At 70.4% G+C, this 20021-nt stretch carries 12 protein-coding genes; 6 read left to right on the top strand and 6 right to left on the bottom strand.

Annotated elements, in window-relative coordinates; genetic code table 11:
* The first annotated feature begins 14 nt into the window (after positions 1–14).
* The 4 genes from VPH61_RS11900 to VPH61_RS11885 all read left to right on the top strand — a co-directional run bounded on the left by VPH61_RS11900 (position 15) and on the right by VPH61_RS11885 (position 4146).
* Entirely contained in the window at positions 15–1046 is a 1032-nt protein-coding gene (locus VPH61_RS11900) for a glycosyltransferase family 2 protein (protein WP_332063696.1), read from the top strand.
* Positions 1047–1051: 5 nt separating this feature from the next.
* On the top strand, positions 1052–1864 hold the full coding sequence (locus VPH61_RS11895; protein WP_332063695.1) for a CDP-alcohol phosphatidyltransferase family protein: 813 nt from the start codon (positions 1052–1054) through the stop codon (positions 1862–1864).
* A gap of 46 nt (positions 1865–1910) precedes the next feature.
* Positions 1911–2756, top strand: coding sequence for a glycosyltransferase family 2 protein (locus VPH61_RS11890; protein WP_442879097.1), 846 nt, complete (start codon positions 1911–1913; stop codon positions 2754–2756).
* Positions 2757–2847: 91 nt separating this feature from the next.
* Entirely contained in the window at positions 2848–4146 is a 1299-nt protein-coding gene (locus VPH61_RS11885) for a CDP-glycerol glycerophosphotransferase family protein (protein ID WP_332063693.1), read from the top strand.
* 37 nt (positions 4147–4183) lie between these two features.
* Here VPH61_RS11885 and VPH61_RS11880 read toward each other — a convergent pair whose 3' ends face one another.
* Genes VPH61_RS11880 through VPH61_RS11870 form a run of 3 tightly spaced genes read right to left on the bottom strand, consistent with a single transcriptional unit; the run spans position 4184 to position 6542 of the window.
* Positions 4184–4669, bottom strand: coding sequence for a GbsR/MarR family transcriptional regulator (locus VPH61_RS11880; RefSeq protein ID WP_332063692.1), 486 nt, complete (start codon positions 4667–4669; stop codon positions 4184–4186).
* A complete protein-coding gene (locus tag VPH61_RS11875; protein WP_332063691.1) occupies positions 4662–5468 on the bottom strand; it encodes an alpha/beta fold hydrolase in 807 nt (268 codons plus the stop codon). The genes VPH61_RS11880 and VPH61_RS11875 overlap by 8 nt, the downstream gene beginning before the upstream one ends.
* Before the next feature lie 39 nt (positions 5469–5507).
* Positions 5508–6542, bottom strand: a complete 1035-nt coding sequence (locus VPH61_RS11870; protein WP_332063690.1) for a hypothetical protein — start codon at positions 6540–6542, stop codon at positions 5508–5510.
* Between the two features lie 161 nt (positions 6543–6703).
* Between VPH61_RS11870 and VPH61_RS11865 the strand changes: the two genes are divergently transcribed.
* Positions 6704–16741: a calcium-binding protein gene (locus VPH61_RS11865; RefSeq protein ID WP_332063689.1), complete on the top strand. Its 10038-nt coding sequence runs from the start codon at positions 6704–6706 to the stop codon at positions 16739–16741.
* 57 nt (positions 16742–16798) lie between these two features.
* On the opposite strand, the gene VPH61_RS11860 is transcribed toward VPH61_RS11865, so the two are convergent.
* Both VPH61_RS11860 and VPH61_RS11855 read right to left on the bottom strand, forming a co-directional pair.
* Positions 16799–17566, bottom strand: a complete 768-nt coding sequence (locus tag VPH61_RS11860; protein WP_332063688.1) for an ABC transporter ATP-binding protein — start codon at positions 17564–17566, stop codon at positions 16799–16801.
* Positions 17566–18378, bottom strand: a complete 813-nt coding sequence (locus VPH61_RS11855) for an ABC transporter permease (RefSeq protein ID WP_332063760.1) — start codon at positions 18376–18378, stop codon at positions 17566–17568. Before VPH61_RS11855 ends, VPH61_RS11860 begins: the two co-directional genes overlap by 1 nt.
* An 82-nt stretch (positions 18379–18460) precedes the next feature.
* On the opposite strand from VPH61_RS11855, the gene VPH61_RS11850 reads away from it, so the two are divergent.
* On the top strand, positions 18461–19009 hold the full coding sequence (locus VPH61_RS11850; protein WP_056014263.1) for an ECF transporter S component: 549 nt from the start codon (positions 18461–18463) through the stop codon (positions 19007–19009).
* Between the two features lie 81 nt (positions 19010–19090).
* Here the strand turns inward: VPH61_RS11850 and VPH61_RS11845 are convergent, their stop codons facing one another.
* A complete protein-coding gene (locus VPH61_RS11845; protein ID WP_332063687.1) occupies positions 19091–19783 on the bottom strand; it encodes a phosphocholine cytidylyltransferase family protein in 693 nt (230 codons plus the stop codon).
* Between the last annotated feature and the right edge of the window lie 238 nt (positions 19784–20021).

Raw genomic sequence — 20021 nt, 5'->3', positions numbered from 1 at the left:
ACCACCCTGAAGCGATGCCCGCATCGCTCCTCGGCGTCTCCTACGTCATGCCGGTGCTGAACGATGCGACACACGTTCGGGCCGCCGTCGAGTCGATCCTCGCGCAGGACTATTCGGGGCCTGTCGAGGTGCTCATCGCCCTCGGCCCGTCGATCGACGGCACGAACGAGCTGGTCGCCGATCTCGCCGCTCGTGACGACCGTGTGCGCGTGCTCGAGAACGAGGTCGGCTCGACGCCGGCCGGGCTGAACATCGGCATCCGCGCGGCGCAGTACCCCGTCGTCGTGCGGGTCGACTCGCACTCGATGCTGCCCGCCGACTACGCGCGCATCGCGGTCGACGAGCTCGAGCGCACGGGCGCCGACAACGTCGGCGGCATCATGGACGCGCAGGGCGAGACCCCCTTCGAGCAGGCCGTCGCCCTCGCCTACACGACGAAGGTCGGGCTCGGCGGCTCCGCGTTCCACGTCGGCGGCTCAGCCGGCCCGGCCGACACCGTCTACCTCGGCGTGTTCCGCCGCGACGCGCTCCTGCGCGTCGGCCTGTTCGACGAGACCATCAAGCGCGGCCAGGACTGGGAGCTGAACCGGCGCCTGCGCGAGACGGGCGGCGTCGTGTGGTTCACTCCGCGACTCGGCGTCACGTACCGCCCGCGATCGTCGCTCGACCGCCTCGCCCGGCAGATGTTCTCCACCGGTCTCTGGCGCGGTGAACTCGCACGCCGGTTCCCGTCGGCGAACGGCATCCGCTACTTCGTGCCGCCCGTCATGGTGCTCGGCGTCGCGCTCGGGCTCATCGTCGGCATCGCCGGCTTCGTGCAGGCGGCGCTCGGAGCCGCGCCGTGGCTGCTCCTCGGCTTCATCGTGCCGGCCGTCTACCTGCTCTTCGTCGTCGCGGCCACGCTGGTCTACGCCAGCGGGCGCGGCGCACGCACGGCGGCGTGGTTTCTCGTAGTGTTGCCGTGCATACACGTCTCGTGGGGGGTGGGCTTCGTGCTCGGCTACCTGTCGCTGACGAGCAACATCGCCAGGCACACGGGAAGGTGACACGGATGTCGCAGACCGATCCGGTCACCACGAGACCCACGTCGATCGCCGAGCTCCGCGAGGTGACGCAGCCGCCCGAGGTGCGCGGTCGCCGCAACGCCGAGCACTGGACGGCGTCGCTGTACCTCCGCAACCTCTCTCCGTACCTCACCTGGATGCTGCTGAAGACCAGGATCTCGGCGAACGGCGTCACGGGTCTCATGATCCTCGTGGGCTGGTCGACGGCCGGGGCGCTCCTCATCCCCGGCATCTGGGGTGCGCTGCTCGCGGTGGTGCTCGGCCAGCTGCAGATGCTCGTCGACTGCTGCGACGGAGAGGTCGCGCGCTGGCGCCGCACCTCGTCGCCCGCCGGCGTCTTCCTCGACAAGGTGGGCCATTACTCCACCGAGGCGCTCATCCCGCTCGCGCTCGGCATCCGCGCCGCGGCGTACCCGCTCGAGTTCCCGGCCGATTTCCTGTGGACGACGATCGCGGCGCTCCTCGCCCTCGTCATCGTGCTCAACAAGGCGCTGAACGACATGGTGCACGTCGCGCGTGCGAACGCCGGCCTCGCGAAGCTCGCCGACACCCACGGCGAGACCGCCCCGCGCGGCGGCCTGATCGCCAAGCTCCGCAAGGTCGCGCGGTTCCTGCCGTTCCACCGCCTCTACCACTCGGTCGAGCTCACGCTCATCGCCCTCGCGGCAGCGCTCGTCGGACTCGTCGCCGGTCAGCCGATCACCGACCGCGTCGTGCTCGTGGTGCTCCTGCCGCTCGCGGTGCTCTCCGTGATCGGGCACTTCGTCGCGATCATGGCCTCCCGTCGTGTCCGTTCCTGATCAGGCAGCCGTCGCACCTCCGCGCGTCGGCGTGGTCGTGCTCACCATGGGCAAACGCCCCGACGACCTGGCCCGCGGCCTCCGCAGCATCCTCGCCCAACAGGGCGTCGTCACCGACGTCGTCTGCGTCGGCAACGGCTGGGACCCGGCGACCGCCGAGCCGCCGCTCCCGGCGGGAGTGACGACGCTGCACCTGCCCGAGAACCTCGGCATCCCCGCCGGTCGCAACCGCGGCGTGCCGCTCGTGACGGGCGAGACGATCTTCTTCCTCGACGACGACGCGTTCCTGCCGAGCGAGACCTTCCTGGCCGACGGATGCCGCATGCTCGCCGAGCGACCCGAGATCGGGTTGATCCAGCCCCGGGTCGTCGACCCGACCGGCGAGGTGTCGCCCCGGCGGTGGATCCCGCGCATCCGCAAGGGCGACCCGGCGCACTCGAGCAACGTCTTCTCGTGCTGGGAGGGCGCGGTGCTCATGCCGCGAGCCGTGTTCGACGCCACCGGCGGCTGGGCTGACCCGTTCTTCTACGCGCACGAGGGCATCGAGCTCGCCTGGCGGGTCTGGGACACCGGGCACGTCGCGTGGTACGCCGGCGACCTCGAGGCGGGGCATCCGGTCATCGACCCCGCCCGTCACGCGTACTACTACCGGCTGAACGCCAGGAACCGCGTCTGGCTCGCGCGGCGCAACCTCCCGGCCGTGCTCGTGCCGTTCTACGTCGGCTCGTGGACCGCGATCCAGACGCTGCGCTGGGCGCGGCAGCCGGCGGCGCTGAAGGCCTGGTTCGCCGGATGGCGCGCCGGGTGGAGCGAGCACCCGGGGCAGCGGCGCCCGATGCGGTGGCGCACGATCTGGCGCATGACGCTCGCCGGGCGCCCGCCAGTGGTCTGAGCTCACTGCACGCGGTAACGATCGGCTCTCAGTGCTGCCGCGGCACCGGCGACGCGGCATCCGCTCAGACCGACCTCGCTACCCTTGGACAGTGGGATTGAGGAAAGACGCGAGACGCGCCGTCAAGCTGGCCAAGGACATCATGTGGTCCAGACGTGCGCAGCGCTCGCTCGGCGTGAAGCTCGCCGAGCAGGAGCCGCTGTCGCCGCACCGGTTCCGGGTCGGCGTGTACTTCGCCGACGGCAAGGTCAACCTCTACCAGCTGCGCCAGTGGTACGCCCCGCTCGCGGAGCTCGCCGAGCGCCATCCGGTGCTCATCCTGAGTCGTGCGTCGGGTGCCGCGCTGACCCTGCTCGACGAGTCGCCGGTGCCGGTCGCCTACGTGCGCCGCGTCGCCGACCTCGAACGCGTGATCGCCGAACAGGACCTGCACGTCGTCTTCTACGTGAACCAGAACGCGAAGAACTTCCAGATGATGCGGTACGGCCGCCGCTGGCACGTGTTCATCAACCACGGCGAGTCCGACAAGATGTACATGACGACGAACCAGTTCAAGGCCTACGACTACTCGTTCATCGCGGGCGACGCCGCCAGGGCGCGGCTCGAGAAGGTGCTCTGGGACTACGACTTCGACAAGCGCGCCATTCCGATCGGCCGGCCCCAGGCCGACCACTACCTCGACGGCGCGGCCCTGCCCTACACGCCCGACGGCCGCGAGGTCGTGCTCTACGCGCCGACGTGGGAGGGCGACCGCGGCGCCGCGGCCTACGGGTCGATCGCCACGCACGGCGTCACCCTCGTGCAGGGCCTGCTCGCGACCGGGCGCCACCGCGTGATCTACCGGCCGCACCCGCGATCGGGCGTCGTCGACCACGACTACGGCGCGGCGAACCGCGCGATCATCGCCGCGATCGAGGCGGCGAACGCCGCAGACCCGACCGCGGAGCACGTCTACGACGACGGTCCGAAGCTCGGCTGGCAGCTCGCGGCAGCGGATGTCGCGATCGTCGACATCTCGGCGATGGTCTACGACCGGCTGGCGGCCGGAAAGCCCCTGCTGATCACCCGTCCGGCCAACCCCGAGGCGCAGATCGACACCTCGGGCTACCTGCAGGCGTGCGAGTGGCTCGAGGTGACCGAGTCCGCGGCGATGGTCACCCGCGTCGACGACGTGGCGCACGACGCGGCGGCGCTCGAGCGGCTCGGCGTCTGGGTCGAGCGCTACTTCGGCGACACCACGCCCGGCGTCACCACGGCGCGGTTCCACGCTGCGGTCGATCACCTCATGGCCGAGTGGGAGCGGTTCGCCGCCCTGCATGCCGGCGAAGAGGAGATCGACGAGCGCGACGTGCGCGCGGGCGAACAGGACGAGGACGAGCTCGACGGCTAGCCCGGCGGGCGGCCGGCGCTCGGATGTCGCGGAGCGTTCAACCCTGCGTCGTGCGGTCGCCGTCGTCGCCGCGGTGCCGCCTGAGCATTTCGTCGCCCGCTTCGACATAACTCTCGAAGAGCCGGGTGACGGCGGAGAGGCGTTCGCTCGCCCGAACGTCGCCGGTGAGCGCTGTTCCGGAGCGCAGCGTGCGGATGAACGCACGAGTGCGCTCGTGACTCGCTGCCAGCAATTGTTCGAACCCGCCGACGGCCTCGACGCGGAGACGCCGACTGCCGGGCTGGGGGATCGTGCGCGCGAGGCCCCACGACACGAGTTCGCGCGCGGCGGTGCTGACGCCGCCGGCGCTGAGCGAGAGCTCCGCTCCGATGGTGTCGAGGGTCGCCGGTTCGGATCGCAGCAGTAGGAACCCGTAGACCCGGCCGGTGGCGCGTGAGAGGTTCCAGGCGGCGAGTGCGTCACCGACCGCCTCGATGAATGCGGCCCGTTCGTCGCGCTCAGCCTGTTCGTCGTGCTCAGTCATGGCGTTCGGACGTGAGGAAGTCGATGAGTGCCGCGGTCGTGGCCTCGGGCGCGTCGAGGGTCACCAGGTGGCCGGCACCGCGGATCACCTGCTCTCGGATGCCTTCGGCATTGGCCCAGGCCGCCATGGCGGTCGCGATGTTGCCGGTGCGATCGAGCTCACCGCGGATGAGTGAGAGGCGGATCGGCACGCGAGAGCCCGGGTCGGGCTCGACGAACGCCACGGTGGCGCGCCAGACGTCGAGGAAGACCTGCTTCGGCATGCGCGCGAAGACCGCCTCTGCCGCGGTGATCGCGTCGGGCGTCACGGCGGAGGCGCGAGCGAGCATCCCGGGGAGCCGTGAGGCGGGTACGACCGCGAGAGCCGGGGCGGCGAGGCGCAGCGCGATTCGTTCACCTCGGGTGAGTGGTCCGGTGTTCCAGGTCGAGTCGATGACGACGAGTGCGCCGATCCGTTCCGGTTCGCGGCGCACGAGTGCCTGGGCCACGTTGCCGCCGAGGGAATGCCCGACCAGCGCCGGCTGGTCGAGCTCGAGGTGATCGACGAGCGCTGCGAGGTCATCGAGCGCGGCGGTCGCCGTGAATCGCGTGCCCGATTCGAGCGGGGAGGCGCCGTGCCCGCGCTGGTCGTAGGTCACCACTGCGTGGCCTGCCTCGATCAGGGCGGTCGCCTGCGCGGCGAACATGGAGTGGTCCATTCCCGCGCCATGCACGAGCACGACCGGGCAGAGGGGGCCGTCGATCCTCGTGAACCGCAGGGTCGCTCCCGGGCGCGGGAGCGCCTGATCTAGTTTCAGCACATTCTGAATATAGCGAAACTTTCCGGGCGGGCGGGGGCGCTATTCGAGGCGGCGGTCGGGATCCGATGCGTCGGCACGATCCGCTCGCGCGTTCTCGGCTCGTGCGGTGTTCCCGTCGGCAGCGACCTCATCGACGTCGACCTCGGCGACGACCTCGGAACCGTTGCGGCCGCGGCCGGCTCCGATCGCCCGCCTGAACGGAGCACGTGCCGCACGTCCGACGGCCGAAGCGGCTCGAGACATCCGTGCGCCCGTCGCTCGCAACATGGTGTCGCGATCCCCGGGCTCCAGCTCGAACGGGAGCACCGCCGGCGCCTGCCCGAAGGCGAGCCTCGACTGGGCGAGCACCCGCCGGCCGAGCACGTTGTTGCCGATGCCGCCGATGGCGGCGCCGATGCCGAACGGGATCGCCTTGCCGATGATTCCCGCACCGCCGCGCACCGCGAACTGCTTGATGAAGACGCTGCGCAGCCGATCGACGACCGTGCCCATGACCGCCTTCGGCAGGCTGTTCGTGATGAGCTCGCCCCAGTAGGCGTCGCGGGCGATGCCGGCTCCGGTCGCCTGGCCGGCGAACTGGCGCACCAGGTCGCTGCCCTCGCGGCCGAGCATGAGCGTCATGACGAGGGCCCGCGCCCGTTCGGGATTGTCGATCGGGATGCCGTGCACCTCAGCGACCGACTGGGCGAAGAGCGCCGTCGCTTCGAGGAATCCCGCGGTCTCGACGCCCGACAGTGCGAGCGTCACTCCGGTGCCGACGCCGGGGATGACCGCCGTCGCGCCGACCGCGGCGCCGCCCGTCGTGACCGCGGCGAGGTAGCGGCGCTCGAGCACGCGAACGAGCCGCTCGGGCGTCGCGTCGGGTACACGGCGACGGATGCTGCGGAGGTGCGCCACGACGATCGGACGCTGGATCGCGAGCGCGCGGTCGATGGCGCGCTCGACGCCGTGGGCCCGTCCCTCGTCGGCGACGGATCCAGGGGGTGCGCCGCTCCCGGAACGGTCCGACTCCGGGCCGCCCTCTCGCGGCGCGCCGGAGCCCATCGAGGTGATCGTGTGCACGCGGTCTTGCATGTGGAGATTGTAGGCGGCGGAGTCGGAAGTCGGCCGTGGGGTCAATTTTGCCCCCCAAAGTGAGGGTTTCTCTTGTCGGCGAAGTCTGCAGGGGAGTAGAACGGGCCTCGAGCGCATGACGACCCGCATGCGCGGGGGTGGCATCACCCGGGGGGATTATCATGCGTGCCCAGAACGACTTGTACCGCTCGACCCTGCACTCGATCGGCGGTGACGGCCAGCATCGACGCCGCGACTGGAGACCCGGTCTCGCCGTCGTCGCCTCGATCGGCGCATGGGCGCTCGCCCTGACCGGCGCGCAGGTCGCGTACGCGGACCCGGTCGCCGAACCTCAGGACGTCGCGAAGCTGCGTGCCGGCATCGCGGCGCTGGCCGAAGTGGCGCTCGGCGACTACGAAGACGTCGGCCCGCTCGCGAGCGCGCTCCCGCTCGCCGATGTCGCACCGGGCGCGACCGTCGTGCAGCCCGGCGCGGCGATGCAACTCGCCGCCACGCTCGAGACGGGCGTCAAGACCGCACTGCTGGGTCTCGCCGAGTCTGCAACGACGGCCGACTTCATGGCCGCCGTCGACGGGCTCGATGCGGACATCGCGGGCACGCACCTCGAGCTGTCGACCGGCAACCTCGTCGACTCAGGGGATGCACGCGGCTTCGACCTCGCGATCACGGTGTCGCGCACCGTCGATTCAGCGCTCGCGATCGTCGACCCCGACGGCCCCGGCGGCCAACCGCTCCGCCTCGTCACCGCCGAAGCCGACCCGGCACCCTACGACCTCGCTTTCGATTTCTCCGGAGTCGTACGCACCGACCCGCAGGGGCTCCGATTCTGGCTCGACACGACCGGCGGCGAACCCGAGGTCGTCTTCAGCGCTGCCCTCGCCGGCGACGACGCCTTCGCCTTCCCGGGCGGCGCGGCGGCCGTCGGCGTCGGCGACGTCGAGATCCTCGGCGACAGCTCCGTCGACGTCACGGCCGAATGGAGCGGGACGATCGATGACGTCAACGGCGACGGCCGGCTCGCGATGTTCGAGCCGCCGGCCTTCGAGGGCGGCGAGGAGACTCCCGGCGAGCTGACCATGCCCGCCGAGCAGCTCACGACGTTCGACGTCTCCGGTGAGGCGACCGCCGACATCCGCTTCGGTTCCTCGCTGCTCGGGCTCGACGCGATCACCCCGCCGTCGCTCTCGCTCGACGCCGACCTCGCGACGGCCCCCGACCTGCTCGCCGAGCTCACCGCGACGGACGGCGACCTCGCGGCATTCGAGTCGTTCACGAGGATCGGCCCGGTCGACCTGGTCTCGGGGCTCGTGCAGTACGCCACGCTGCTGCGTGCGCTGCAACGCCACCCCTCGGTCAACGCGCAGCTGCCGCTGCTGAGCGGCACCCTCGCCGACCTCTACGACCTCGGCGGCGAGTTCTCCGCACTGGCCGAGTCGCTCGTCACCGTCACCCAGCCTGCCGGTGACGACCCGACCGACCCCGTCGAGCCGCTGATCACCGTCGACATCACGACCGTCGGCGACCTCGCCGACGCGATCTCGAGCGAGATCACCGGCGCCGACGCCACGATCACGCCCGTCTTCGACCGCGATGACGAGTCGGTGCGACTCGACTTCGACGTCGAGACGCAGCTCGACGGCGTACCGGAGGTCGTGCTGCCGCCGATCGATCCGAACCTCCCGGCACCGGAACCCTCGGCGCAACTCGCCTTCGGCGACCAGCTCCTCGATCAGACGGGCCTCCGCGGCGTCAGCGCCGCGGGCGCCGCCCAGCCACCGGCGACGGATGTCGCCGTCGAGGTCGACCTGCCGATCGTGATCGACCTCTCCGAGGCATCCAGCGATGGGGCCGCAGGGCTGGACGACCCGGCGACCGCGGTCGTCGAGTTCGAGGACCCGATGGTCTACGAGCGGTTCGAGACCGAACTCGTCGACGGGGCCGAGGTGCGCCTCACGCAGGAGGTCGCCGTCGACCTGGTGGGCGAAGGGCAGATCGGCTTCGTGCCATCCTCGGTGACGGGGACCTACGAGCTCGAACAGGACGGCTCGAACGCGACCACCGAAGCCGATGTGGATCCGGCCGCCGGCGGCGACGCCACCCCGCGACTGACCGACCTCCTCGCGGGCCTCTATGCGAACGGCGGCGGCGCCGCGAGTTACCCGCTCGCCGAGGCGACCCGCCGCGCCTCGGTGTCCGCGGCACTCGAGGTGCACGGCCACGGCGCCGATCCGGCCCAGCACTTCACCGCCGATCCCGGCACCATCACCGTCTCCGGCACCGGGTTCGATCCGTCGACCTTCACGGCGAACGGCGCGAACGACGAGATGGCGCTCCTTCGCGCCCTCGACGTCGACACCTCGGCACCCGACCGACTCCTCGGGCGCGCGCTCGACGGCCTCGGCGAGGTCGTCGACGCCCTCGATTCGGTGGACTCCGCCCTCGGCGGCGGTGCCACCGTGCCGTTCCTGAACCGGGGCATCGAGCGTCTGCTGCGCGACGTCACCGGGCTGAAGGACTCGTACAACGCGTTCCGCGGCGGCCAGTTGCCCGTCGACCTCGCCGTGTTCGAGACGGAACTCGAGGCCGCACTCGGGCTCGGCGTCGCGTTCCGTCTCCGCGACCTCGACGCCGGCGGCGCCCTCGACCCCGTGCTCGTCATCGACCTCTCGGGCGAGAAGGCCGCGGCGATCGACGTGCCGCTCTCGCTCGCCGATGCCGACATCCCGGCGATCGCGGGCACCAGCGGCGCGGGCGAACTGCACGCGGAGCTGGCCGCGGCGCTCCAGATCGGCGTCGTCGTCGGCCTCGAACCCGGCGACGCCCCCAGCGCGCCGCGGCTGCTCGACTCGAGTCGCCTGTCGATCACGGCCGAGGTCGCCGAATCGTCGCCCGGTGCGACGGAGCTCGCCGTGCACCTCGGGCCGTTCGCGGCCCAGCTGGGCGATGCGGCGAACCAGACCGGCCGCATCGCGGTCGGCGTCGAGTTCGGGCTCGAGCGATCGGATGCCCCGGAGCCCGGCGACGCCGCAGAGGCGCCGCTGCCCGTCGGCGACTTCTTCTCGGGCACGTTCGGCTTCACCGCCGTGTCCCCGGTCGACGGCGGCTACGAGTGCGCGGCGCCAGGACAGGCGCCGATCACGGGCGAGTTCGGTTGCGCCGCGCTTCCCGTGCTGTACGACCCTGGTACGGGACTGCAGACGCTGAGCGGCGCACCGCGCGAGACCCCGAGCGCCGACGACTACCTCACGGTGACGATCGACGACCTGACGAGCGTGCCCGAGGTCGACGCGCCTGCCGCCCTCGCGACCGCGCTCGACGCGCTCGACTTCAGCTTCGACAGCCTGACCGACGGGCTGAAGTCGATCGGCATGCTGCTGAACCTCGCGATCCAGGCGAGTCAGGCCGGCGGGCAGCTGCCCGTCGTCGGCGAGGATCTTACGGCGCTCGCCGACGGACTTGCGGACGTGAAGGCCTTCCTCGACGACCCGCAGATCCCCGGCATGCCGGGCGCGACCGTCGATGAAGCGGTGTTCGGCCCGCAGGGCGTGCGGCAGGCGCTCGCCGACAAGCTCATCGCTGCCGGCGTCCTGCGCGACTCCGAATACGGCGCCGTCGGCACCTGGCCCGCCGAGGCCGCCGGGGACACGACCGCGGGTGCCACCGACCTCCGCGTCGTCCCCGTGTGCGACGACGGAGTTGGCGGTGAGGTGGTGTGTCCTGCGGGCGCCCCGCTCACCGACCTCCTCGACCTGCGCATCGAGCTCGAGCTCGGGCAGGGTGCTCGCACGATCGCGGGCGACGGATGCCCCGACGCCACGGCCTGCCCCGGCACCGCCGAGATCCCGCTGGACCTCGGCCTGCCCGGCCTCCCGCTCTCGCTGACCGGCACGGTCACCGCGCAGGCGGGGTGGACGATCGAGCTCGGCTTCGGCATCTCGCGCGATGACGGCTTCTACCTGCTCGACAACCCCGTGCCCGGAACGGGCCTGGCCGACCCGGAGGCGGCAGGCGGTCCCGAGGAGATCCGCGTGAATCTCGGCGCCCACCTCGTCGAGGCGGTGCCGATCGCCGGACGGATCGGCTTCATCGGCATGGAGGCGACCGACAACCGGCCGGGAGGTGAGGCGAGCGGGGCGAGCCTGACCGCGCAACTCGGCGTCGTGGCATCCGCTTGCGACGACCTCGACGGAACCCCGTTCGGAGCCGGCATCGCGGCACCCGCCGATCACTGCACGGGTGTGATCCCGATCACCTCGTTCCTCTCTGGCGAGGTGGGCCAGTTCCTCGGCGAACCGAGCATCACGGGCGGCATCCACCTCGACCTCGGCATCGACACGGGCATCGCAGCCGGTGCCGCGAACCACAGCAGCGTCAACACGACGCTGCCGAGCTTCACCGCCGACTTCGTGCTCGATTGGAGCTTCACGGGCGACACCTCGAGCGATCCGACGATCAGGCTCGACGACATCGGTGTCAAGGCCGGCGAGCTGTTCACGAAGATGTTCGGCAAGGTGCTCGACACCATCAACCCGATCATCGAGCCGATCGAGCCGATCCGGGAATTCCTGTTCTCACCGATTCCGGTGATCAGCGATCTCTCCGAGTTCTTCGACGGCCCGCCGGTGACGATGGTCGACCTCGCCGAGGCGACGGGCGCCGTCGACGTGTCGCTCCTGAAGGACCTGAACCAGGTGCTCGACTTCCTCGCGGCCGCCAAGGAGCTCGCGAACGGCGGATCGGTCATCCTCGTCGACGAACTCTCGTTGTCGGCGGATGCCGCGAGGTCGTCGTCACCCCCGACCCCCGACGAGGTCGAAGAGCTCTACGACGAGGACTCGGTCGACGTCGACGCGGCCGCGTTCACCGCATCGGTGAAGAGCCCGCTCGCCGACGCCGGTCAGGCCGGCGCCTTCGACGCACTCGGGGAGTCGCAGGGATCGGGCGACGAGTCCGACTTCACGATCCCCGTCTTCGACGAGCCCGAATGCCTCGTCGGGCTGCTCCTCGGCAAGGACTGCGCGGTCGTCGAGTGGCGACCCGACCCCCTGACCGTGCACATGGAGTACACGATGAGCTTCGGACCGTTCTTCGGTGTGCTCTACGTGACGATCGGCGGCGCGCTCGACGCGAACGCCCAACTCGGCGCCGGAGTGTCGACCCGCGGAATCCGCATGCTCGGCGAGCGCATCGTCGCCGGCGAGGCGGGCCTCGATGCGGCCACGATCGGTGCACCGTTCCTGCAGAGCCTGTACCTGACCGACCTCGATGCCGCGGGCAAGGACATCTCGGAATTCTCCGTCTCGGGCACGATCACCGCGGGGGCGAAGCTCGACATCTTCATCGCCGAGGCAGGCGTGCGCGGCGGGATCACCGCGACCTTCGGGCTGAACCTCAACGACACGCCCGAGGCCGATGGCCGGATGCACATCGACGAGATCATCGAGAAGTTCCCGACGCCGATCTGCCTGTTCGACATCGAAGGCAAGCTCGTGGCGTTCCTCGAGGTGTTCGCCGAGTTCGGCGTGTGCCCGTTCTGCTACTCCGACAGTTGGCGGCTCGCCGAGATCACGCTCTTCGAGTTCTCCTCGTCGTGCGCCGACAACACGCCGATCCTCGCCGACGACTCGAGCGGATGGGTCGTGCTGAACGTCGGGCCGAGGGCGGGCGACCGCACCGCGTTCACCGACGTCGAGAACGAGAACTTCACGGTCAGGCAGCTGAGCCGGGTGGCCGACGGCGATGGCGAGTTCGCGTTCAGCGTCTCGGCGTTCGGCGAGACGCAGCCGTACTCGGGCGTCGGCGTGAAGCTCGATGCGGGAACCGGCAACGACTCCTTCCTGTTCTCCGGATCGGGAGAGGGAGCCCAGGCCGGAGAGGACCCGGAGAACGAGTCGAATGTCGACGACGATCCTCCGCCCGCCGAGCCGAACCGCTGGCCGTTCACCGCCCCGGTCGAGGCACTCCTCGGCGTCGGGAACGACTCCATCGTGACCGGCGCGGGCGACGACTCCGTCACCGGTGGCACCGGAGACGACACCGTCACGCTGGGCGACGGTACGAACACCGCCTTCGGTGACAACGGAGACGGCAGCGGCGACGGCGTCGACCAGATCACGGGCGGCGACGGCGTCGACACGCTCGGCGGCGGCGGACTCAACGACGTGATCGACGGAGGCCTGGGCGGCGACCGGATCGCCGGCGACGCCGGCAACGACACGCTGCGCGGCGGCAAGGACAAGCTCAAGGTGCCGCCGGGCGCGCCGTTGCCCGAGGGCGTGGAGAACGAGATCGACGGCGACGACACGATCATCGGCGGCGCGGGCAACGACGTCATCCTCGGCGGCAGCGGTGGTGACCGCCTGCATGGCGACACCGAGATCGCCGAGGGCATCGCCGATGAGACGCCGCCGGCCCAGACCGGTGACGGCAACGACCGGATCGAGGGCGAGGCCGGAGCCGACCTGATCTACGGCGGCGGCGTCGACGACCTGCTCTTCGGCGGCTTCCGGCTCGCGACGACCGGGGCCGACGGCTCCGCCGACCAGATTCAAGGCGGCGACGGCGCCGACCAGCTGTTCGGCTCGGGCGGAGCCGACCTGCTCTACGGCGGCCGGGGCGGCGACACCATCGCCGGCGAGGCGGGTGCCGACGAGGTGCACGGCCAGTCCGACGACGACCCAGCGGTCGGCGGCGGCGACGGCGACGACAAGCTGTGGGGCGGCCCGGGCGCCGACACGATCACCGGTGACAGCGGCGATGACGAGCTCATCGGCGACGGCGACGGCGCCGACGAGGCGACCATGGGCGGCGACACCGCCGACGGCGGCGGCGGCGACGACCTCGTGCTCGGCGACAACGGCACGATCGACGGCGCGCCCGGCGCGCGAGTCGCCCACCCGAGCGAGACCGTGGGCGCCGGCGACCCGAGGCTCGGCGGTGGCGACGGCGACGACGAGATCTCCGGCGAGGGAGGTGCCGACTTCGCTTACGGCGGCGCGGGCCGAGACCTCGTGCACGGCAACGGCGGCGCCGACGAACTGCACGGCGAGACCGGCGACGACGAGGTGTGGGGCGACGCGGATGCCGATGTCGGCTACGGCGGCCCCGGCAGCGACGTGGTGTTCGGCAACGCGGGAAGCGATCAGCTGCACGGACAGGAGGGCATCGACCTCATCGTCGGTGGCCACAACGGACTGACCGGTGCCGACGTCGGCGACGTCATGTACGGCGGAGCCGACGACGACCGTGCGTTCGGTGACGACGTCGACATCGCGCTCGGCCCCGACGGCCTGCTCGACGCGCTCGACGAGGTGACGATCACGCCCTCGGCCGATGCCACGACCTACGGGCCCGACACGGGCGACGGAGGCACGGGCTCCGACGAGTTCCACGGCCAGGACGCGGTCGATGCCCTGTACGGTGCCGATGACTACGACCAGTTGTTCGGCGAGCTCGACGGCGATCGGCTCGTCGGCGGCGCCGGTCCCGACGACCTCGTCGGCGACCGGGGAACCATCGCACCGCCGGCGCGCCTCGTCGATCCGCCGTCCGGCGGCTGGGATGCGCGTACGCCGAACGGTTCGCCGGTGACCGAGATCACCCTCATTGCTCCCGCGGTCGGCGGCGACGACGCCATCTGGGGCGACTTCGACACGGCGGATGCCTCGTGGCCGACGGGCGGCGACGACCGCGGCTACGGCGGCCACGGCACCGACACGCTGCGCGGCGGCGCACACGACGACCATCTCGAGGGCAACGGCGGACAGGACCGGATCTTCGGCTTCGACGAGGACTCCGACCACGCGAGCGATGGTGCCGACGACCTCATCGGAGGGTCGTCGCCGGTGAATCCGCTCGCCGACCCCGACGGCGCGAACCTGGCACCCGATGAGGGCGAGATCGAGATGCAGGGCAATGGCGAAGACGACGTCATGACCGGCGACAACGCCGTGCTGACGCGGCATCCCGACCCTGATGACGCCGACGCCTGGCGAACCGATCCCGTGACCGGCGGGGTGTTCCGCGAGGTGAGCCTGCTCGACACCGAGAAGACCGGAGCCGACCTCGACACCGTCTCGGGCGGCGACTTCATGGTCGGCAACGACGAGAACGACCGGATGTTCGGCGAGGGCGGCAACGACCTCGTGCAGGGCAACGCGCACGACGACCTCGTCGAGGGCGACCAGGACGGCGACTGGCTCGAGGGCAACGGCGACGAGGACGACCTCCTCGGCGGTTCCTCCTTCCCCGACCAGCCTGACGCGGGTGACATGCTGTGGGGCGGCGGCGGTGCCGACGTGCTCGCAGGCGACAACGCGTGCATCGTCCGCGACGTGCCCGGCATCGACTTCGACCCGAGTTCGTGCGCCGCGCTCGACACGCCGGCCCCGGGCGAATTCCACTACGTGACGAGCCAGCTCGACGTGGAGACGAAGCGAGGTCTCGTGTACCACGACCTCGACGGGCCCGCCGCGAGCGAGTTCGGCCGCGACATCCTGAACGGCGGTTCCGGTGTCGACGCCGAGTTCGGGCAGGACGGCAACGACTTCCTGTTCGGCGACGGCGGTGCCGACTTCCAGCACGGCAACGGCGGCGCGGATGTCGTCGTGGGCGACCGGCAGCTCGACCAGTACGCCGGCATCCTCCTGCCGCCCGAGGTGGGCGGTGTGCTGCCGACGATCGTGTCGCCGCCGTCTGGCCTGCCCGGCGCGCCGAGCGTCGGCAGCGCGCTCGTCGGCCCGGCCGAGGCCGACGGCCAGGACGACCAGTTCGGCGGCTCGAACCTCGCCGGCCACCGGGATACCGGCGACTGGCTGTTCGGCGACGGCGAGGCCGACTTCCAGCTCGGTGACAACGGTGAGCTGAACCGCACGGTCGAGGACGAGGGGCCGGATGCCGCGTACGCCGTGTACGAGGAGCGCTACCCCGACAACGACCCGCCGGCCGACGGCTCAGCGGTGATCGAGCGCGACGTGACCCGCTACGACGTCGGAGCACCCGCGGGTGCTGGAGTCTGGGGCGCCGACCTCATCTTCGGCGGCAATGGCACCAACCCGTTGATCTCGGCGGGAGCGGGCGACGGCGACGACAGCCAGTGGGGCCAGGACGGTGACGACCGGCTCTTCGGCGAGGACGGCGACGACGACCAGTTCGGCGAACTCGGGGCCGACACCATGTGGGGCGGCGACGGGGAGGATGCCATGGTGGGCGACCGCGGCGGCGTGCAGACCCGCTTCGTCGAGGTCGACGGCAGCGATGCCGACGACCCCGACATCGTCACGCACACGAGCCAGGGCCCTCCCGGCATCAACATCGGCGGACCCGACTCGGGCGCGCAGGACGCGGTGCTGCATCCCTTCGAGGCGCATCCGCTGTATCGCGGCACGTCGCTCACGCACGACCGCGACGGCTCGGTGCTCGCGCTGAACGGGCACCAGGCGGGCGGGGCCGACCAGATGCGCGGCGGACCGGGTCACGACTCGATGCACGGCGGCGAGGGCGCCGACCTGATGAACGGCGACTCCGGCGGCGACTACGCCTACGGCGACGACGGTGCCGACGCCATGTGGGGCGGTCGCGGCAACCCGGTGGTCGGTGCGCCCGACCTTCCGGGCCGGAACGCTCCGGGTGCCGATGGGCAGTGGATCGACGTGCTCTTCGGCGGGTACGGCGCGAACGCGACCGAAGCCGGCGCCGACATCATCGACTACCAGCCACGACCCGGAGTCGATCCGGGCGCCTGGGAGACGATGGTGGCGGCGTACGCCGACTCGGCGCCCGAGAACACCGGAGCGGAGACCCGGCAGCACCACCACGGCACCGACTGGCAGTACGGCGGCTGGGACCGTGACGTGCTGCAGGCGGATGTCTCGGCCAACGGTCCGAACGACGGCGACAAGCTGCTCGACTGGGGCGGTGCGTACAACCTGTACACCGCGTGCAACTCGGCCTACGGCGGCTGGAACGACGTGCGCAAGATCGACCCGAACAACCTGCTCGGGCTCGAGAAGCTCGCCTACGTTACCGGGGCCCGCTCCGACTTCGACGGCGCACCGACGCTCGGCGACGTGCAGGCCTCGGGCGGTTCGGCGCACCGGGAGGCGGCGATCGTCTACACGAAGGACCTCAAGAACAACACCGGCAAGGCGTTCTCGGGCACGCCCGGCCACTTCGAGGACTTCATCTGCACGAGCGACTGACGAGCGGTGCGGATGTCGCGGGGCCGGCGCCCCGCGGCATCCTCGCTTGCGTCGCTGCTACCCGACCCCGTGCTCGGCGTTGTAGCGGGCGAGCACGTCGTCGATCGGGCCGTCGAGCACGAGCGAGCCCTTGTCGAGGTACAGGCCGCGCGTGCAGAAGCGCCGCAGGTCGCGCTCGTTGTGCGAGACGAAGAAGAGCGTGCGACCACCGGCGAGCATCTCGTCGATGCGGCGGTAGCACTTCTCGCGGAACGCCTTGTCGCCGACGGCGAGCACCTCGTCGACGAGCATGATCGGCTCCTCGAGCTGCGAGATCACCGCGAAGGCGATGCGCACCTTCATGCCGCTCGAGAGGTGCTTGTAGGGCGTGTCGAGAAAGTCGCCGATGTCGGCGAACCCGATGATCTCGTCGAACTTCGCGTCGATCTGCGCGTTCGTCATGCCGTGCAGGCCGGCCGTCAGATAGACGTTGTCGCGCACCGTGAGGTCGTCGACGAATCCGCCCGTGATCTCGATGAGCGGGGCGACGCCGCCCGTGATCTCGACCGTGCCCTCGTCGGCGATCATGACGCCCGCGACGAGCTTCAGGAGCGTCGACTTGCCCTGGCCGTTGCGGCCGACGACGCCGATCGCCTCGCCGGGGCGCACCTCGATCGACACGTTCCGCAGCGCCCAGAACTCGCCGGGACGCGTGCGGCGACGACGGCCGGCCAGAAGGTCTTTGAAGGAGCGGCGACCGCGGCGGTTGCGGCGGAAGCGGATGCCGAGCCCGGTCGTGCGGATCGCGAAGGGGGCCGAGGAGACGGCGGTCGTGGCGTCGGTCATCAGATCTCCTTCAGTACCTGGCGCTCGGAGGATCGGAAGACCCAGAGGCCGACGGCGAGGATCGCGAGCGACATGACGGCGGAGATCGCGACGTTGAACCAGTCGAGCTCTTCGGGGAAGAACCCGGCGCGATAGAGGCCGAAGATGCCCGACAGCGGGTTGAAGGCCGCCCAGAAGTGCAACTGCGAGGGCAGGTCGGTGACGCCGTAGATGATGGGGGAGGCGTAGAACAGGAACCGCAGCGCGAGCTTGACCGCTCGCTCGAGGTCGCGGAAGAAGACCACGAGCGGTGCCACGATCAGGGCGACACCGGCGGTGAGGATCGCCTGCAGCAGAATCGCGAGCGGGAAGAGCGCGAGCTCCCAGTGCACGTCAGCACCGAAGACCACGACGAACAGCGCGAGCACCGGCAGTGCGAGCAGGAACTCGATGCCCTTCGAGAGCACGATGCGGTTGACCCAGATCGTGCGGGGGATCATCGTCGAGCGCACGAGCTTCGCGTCCTTCAGGAACGCACGCGTCGAGTCCGAGACGGCGCCGTTGAACCACATCCAGGGCAGCAGGGCCGACAGCAGGAAGACGATGTAGGGGTCGGTGCCCACGGGCCGCTCGAACACCTGCGTGAACACGAACCAGTAGATGCCCGCCATCACGAGCGGGTCGAGCACCGACCACACGTAGCCGAGGGCCGAGGTCGAGTAGCGCACCTTCAGGTCGCGCGTCGTGAGCAGCCAGAGCGAATGACGGTACCTGGCCCACGGCGTCCGCTGCAGCGGATGGGCATCACCGTATGCTCTCGACACCGTGCTCATCACGCTCTCATCGTAGATGCCGTACCGGGGTAGATTTGTCTCAGACGGGTGGCAAGTGCCGAGCCCAGTCGGAAGGAGCCTCGTGCACCGCACCAGCACCCGCGTGATCCTGAGCTGCGCCGCGATCGGCGTCGGCGGCGGTCTGTTCGCCGCGGGAGCCGGATACGCAGCAGGCCTCATCGCGGGCATCGCCCCGATGCTCTACGGCATCACCATCGGCTCGCACTTCCTGCCGAGCGCCGTGGCGCTCGCGCTGCTGAAGCGTCCGGGCGTCGGCATCCTCACCGGATTCATCGCGGGCCTCGTGGGTGCCGCCTTCGCCCCCCACTGGATCCTGCGCTTCCTCGGCACCGGCCTCCTGGTCGGCGCTCTGCTCGAGCTGCCGTTCTTCATCACGCGCTACAAGAACTGGTCGCCGTGGCTGTACTACGTCGCCGCAGGGGCATCCGGACTCATTCTCGCCGCGGGCACGTTCATCGCACTCGGCCCCGAGCACTACGCGCCCTGGTTCTGGGCGCTGTACCTCGCGATGTTCGCCCTGAGTCCCATCGCGTTCACGTGGCTCGGCCGCGTGATCGCCGCCTCGCTCGCCAGGGCTGGCGTCGCGCGCACCCTTACGACGGGGCGCTGAGCCCCACGAACACGCGAGACAAGAAAGAGAGCGGATGCCACGTGGCATCCGCTCTCTTCTTGTTCAGTGCTGTGGTGCAGGTCACACGAAGTGGTTCGCGCGCTCCAGGTCTTCGGCGAAGTCGATCTCGACCGCGTAGAGGTCGGAGATGTCCATCGGCTCGACGAGGAGGCCGTTCTGCTCGATCGCGAGCTCGAGGCCGCGCTCGAAGTAGTCCTGGTCGCCGACGCGCTGCAGGTGCGCGAGGAAGGTGGCCTTGTCGCGGCTCGAGATGTAGTTGATGCCGACGGCCTCGCCGAGACCGCCCTTGACGGTCTTGGAGAGCTCCTTGATGTAGCCCTCGGCGCTCGTCGTGTACTTCACCTCTTCGTCGGACACCTTGGAGGTGTTGACGGTGACCATCGACTGGTCGCGAGCGATGAACGGCAAGGCGCGGTCGAGGATCGACGGGTCGAAGACGACGTCGCCGTTCATCCAGAGCACGCCGCCCGGCTGCGAGGCCGACAGTGCACGCATGAGGCTCTTCGAGGTGTTCGTCTGGTCGTACTCCTCGTTGTAGACGAACGACGCCTGCGGGAACGCCTCGATGATGTGCTCGAGCTTGTAGCCGACGACGATCGTCACGTTGGCGCCCGCGCCGAACGCGTGCTCGATGTTGTCGAACTGCTGGCGCATGATGGTGCGGCCGTCGCTGAGCTCGGTGAGGGGCTTGGGGAGGGATCGCCCGAGCCGGCTCCCCATGCCGGCCGCGAGAATCACGATCTGGGTGTTCACTGCATCTCCTTCGGTGGGTCGGATGCCCCGGGCCTCCGCCCTCGTCGCCGAGGGGCTCCTCGTCACCGAGGACTCTTCCTCATCGCCGAGAGTTGGCCCGGATTTCATCCGGAAGTTCACATATGGACACGCCGTTATGCCGGTACTCAGGATAACTTGGCCGCCCGCCGCCCACCATCTGGGGGACACGGTCGTAGTGGGATCGTGATACGACGCTCAGCCGATACCCAGTCTCTCC

The sequence above is a fragment of the Agromyces sp. CCNWLW203 genome, assembly GCF_036576125.1.
Lineage (GTDB): Bacteria > Actinomycetota > Actinomycetes > Actinomycetales > Microbacteriaceae > Agromyces.
Note: the sequence above shows the minus strand (reverse complement) of the source record. Positions and strands in the feature narration are given on the sequence as shown.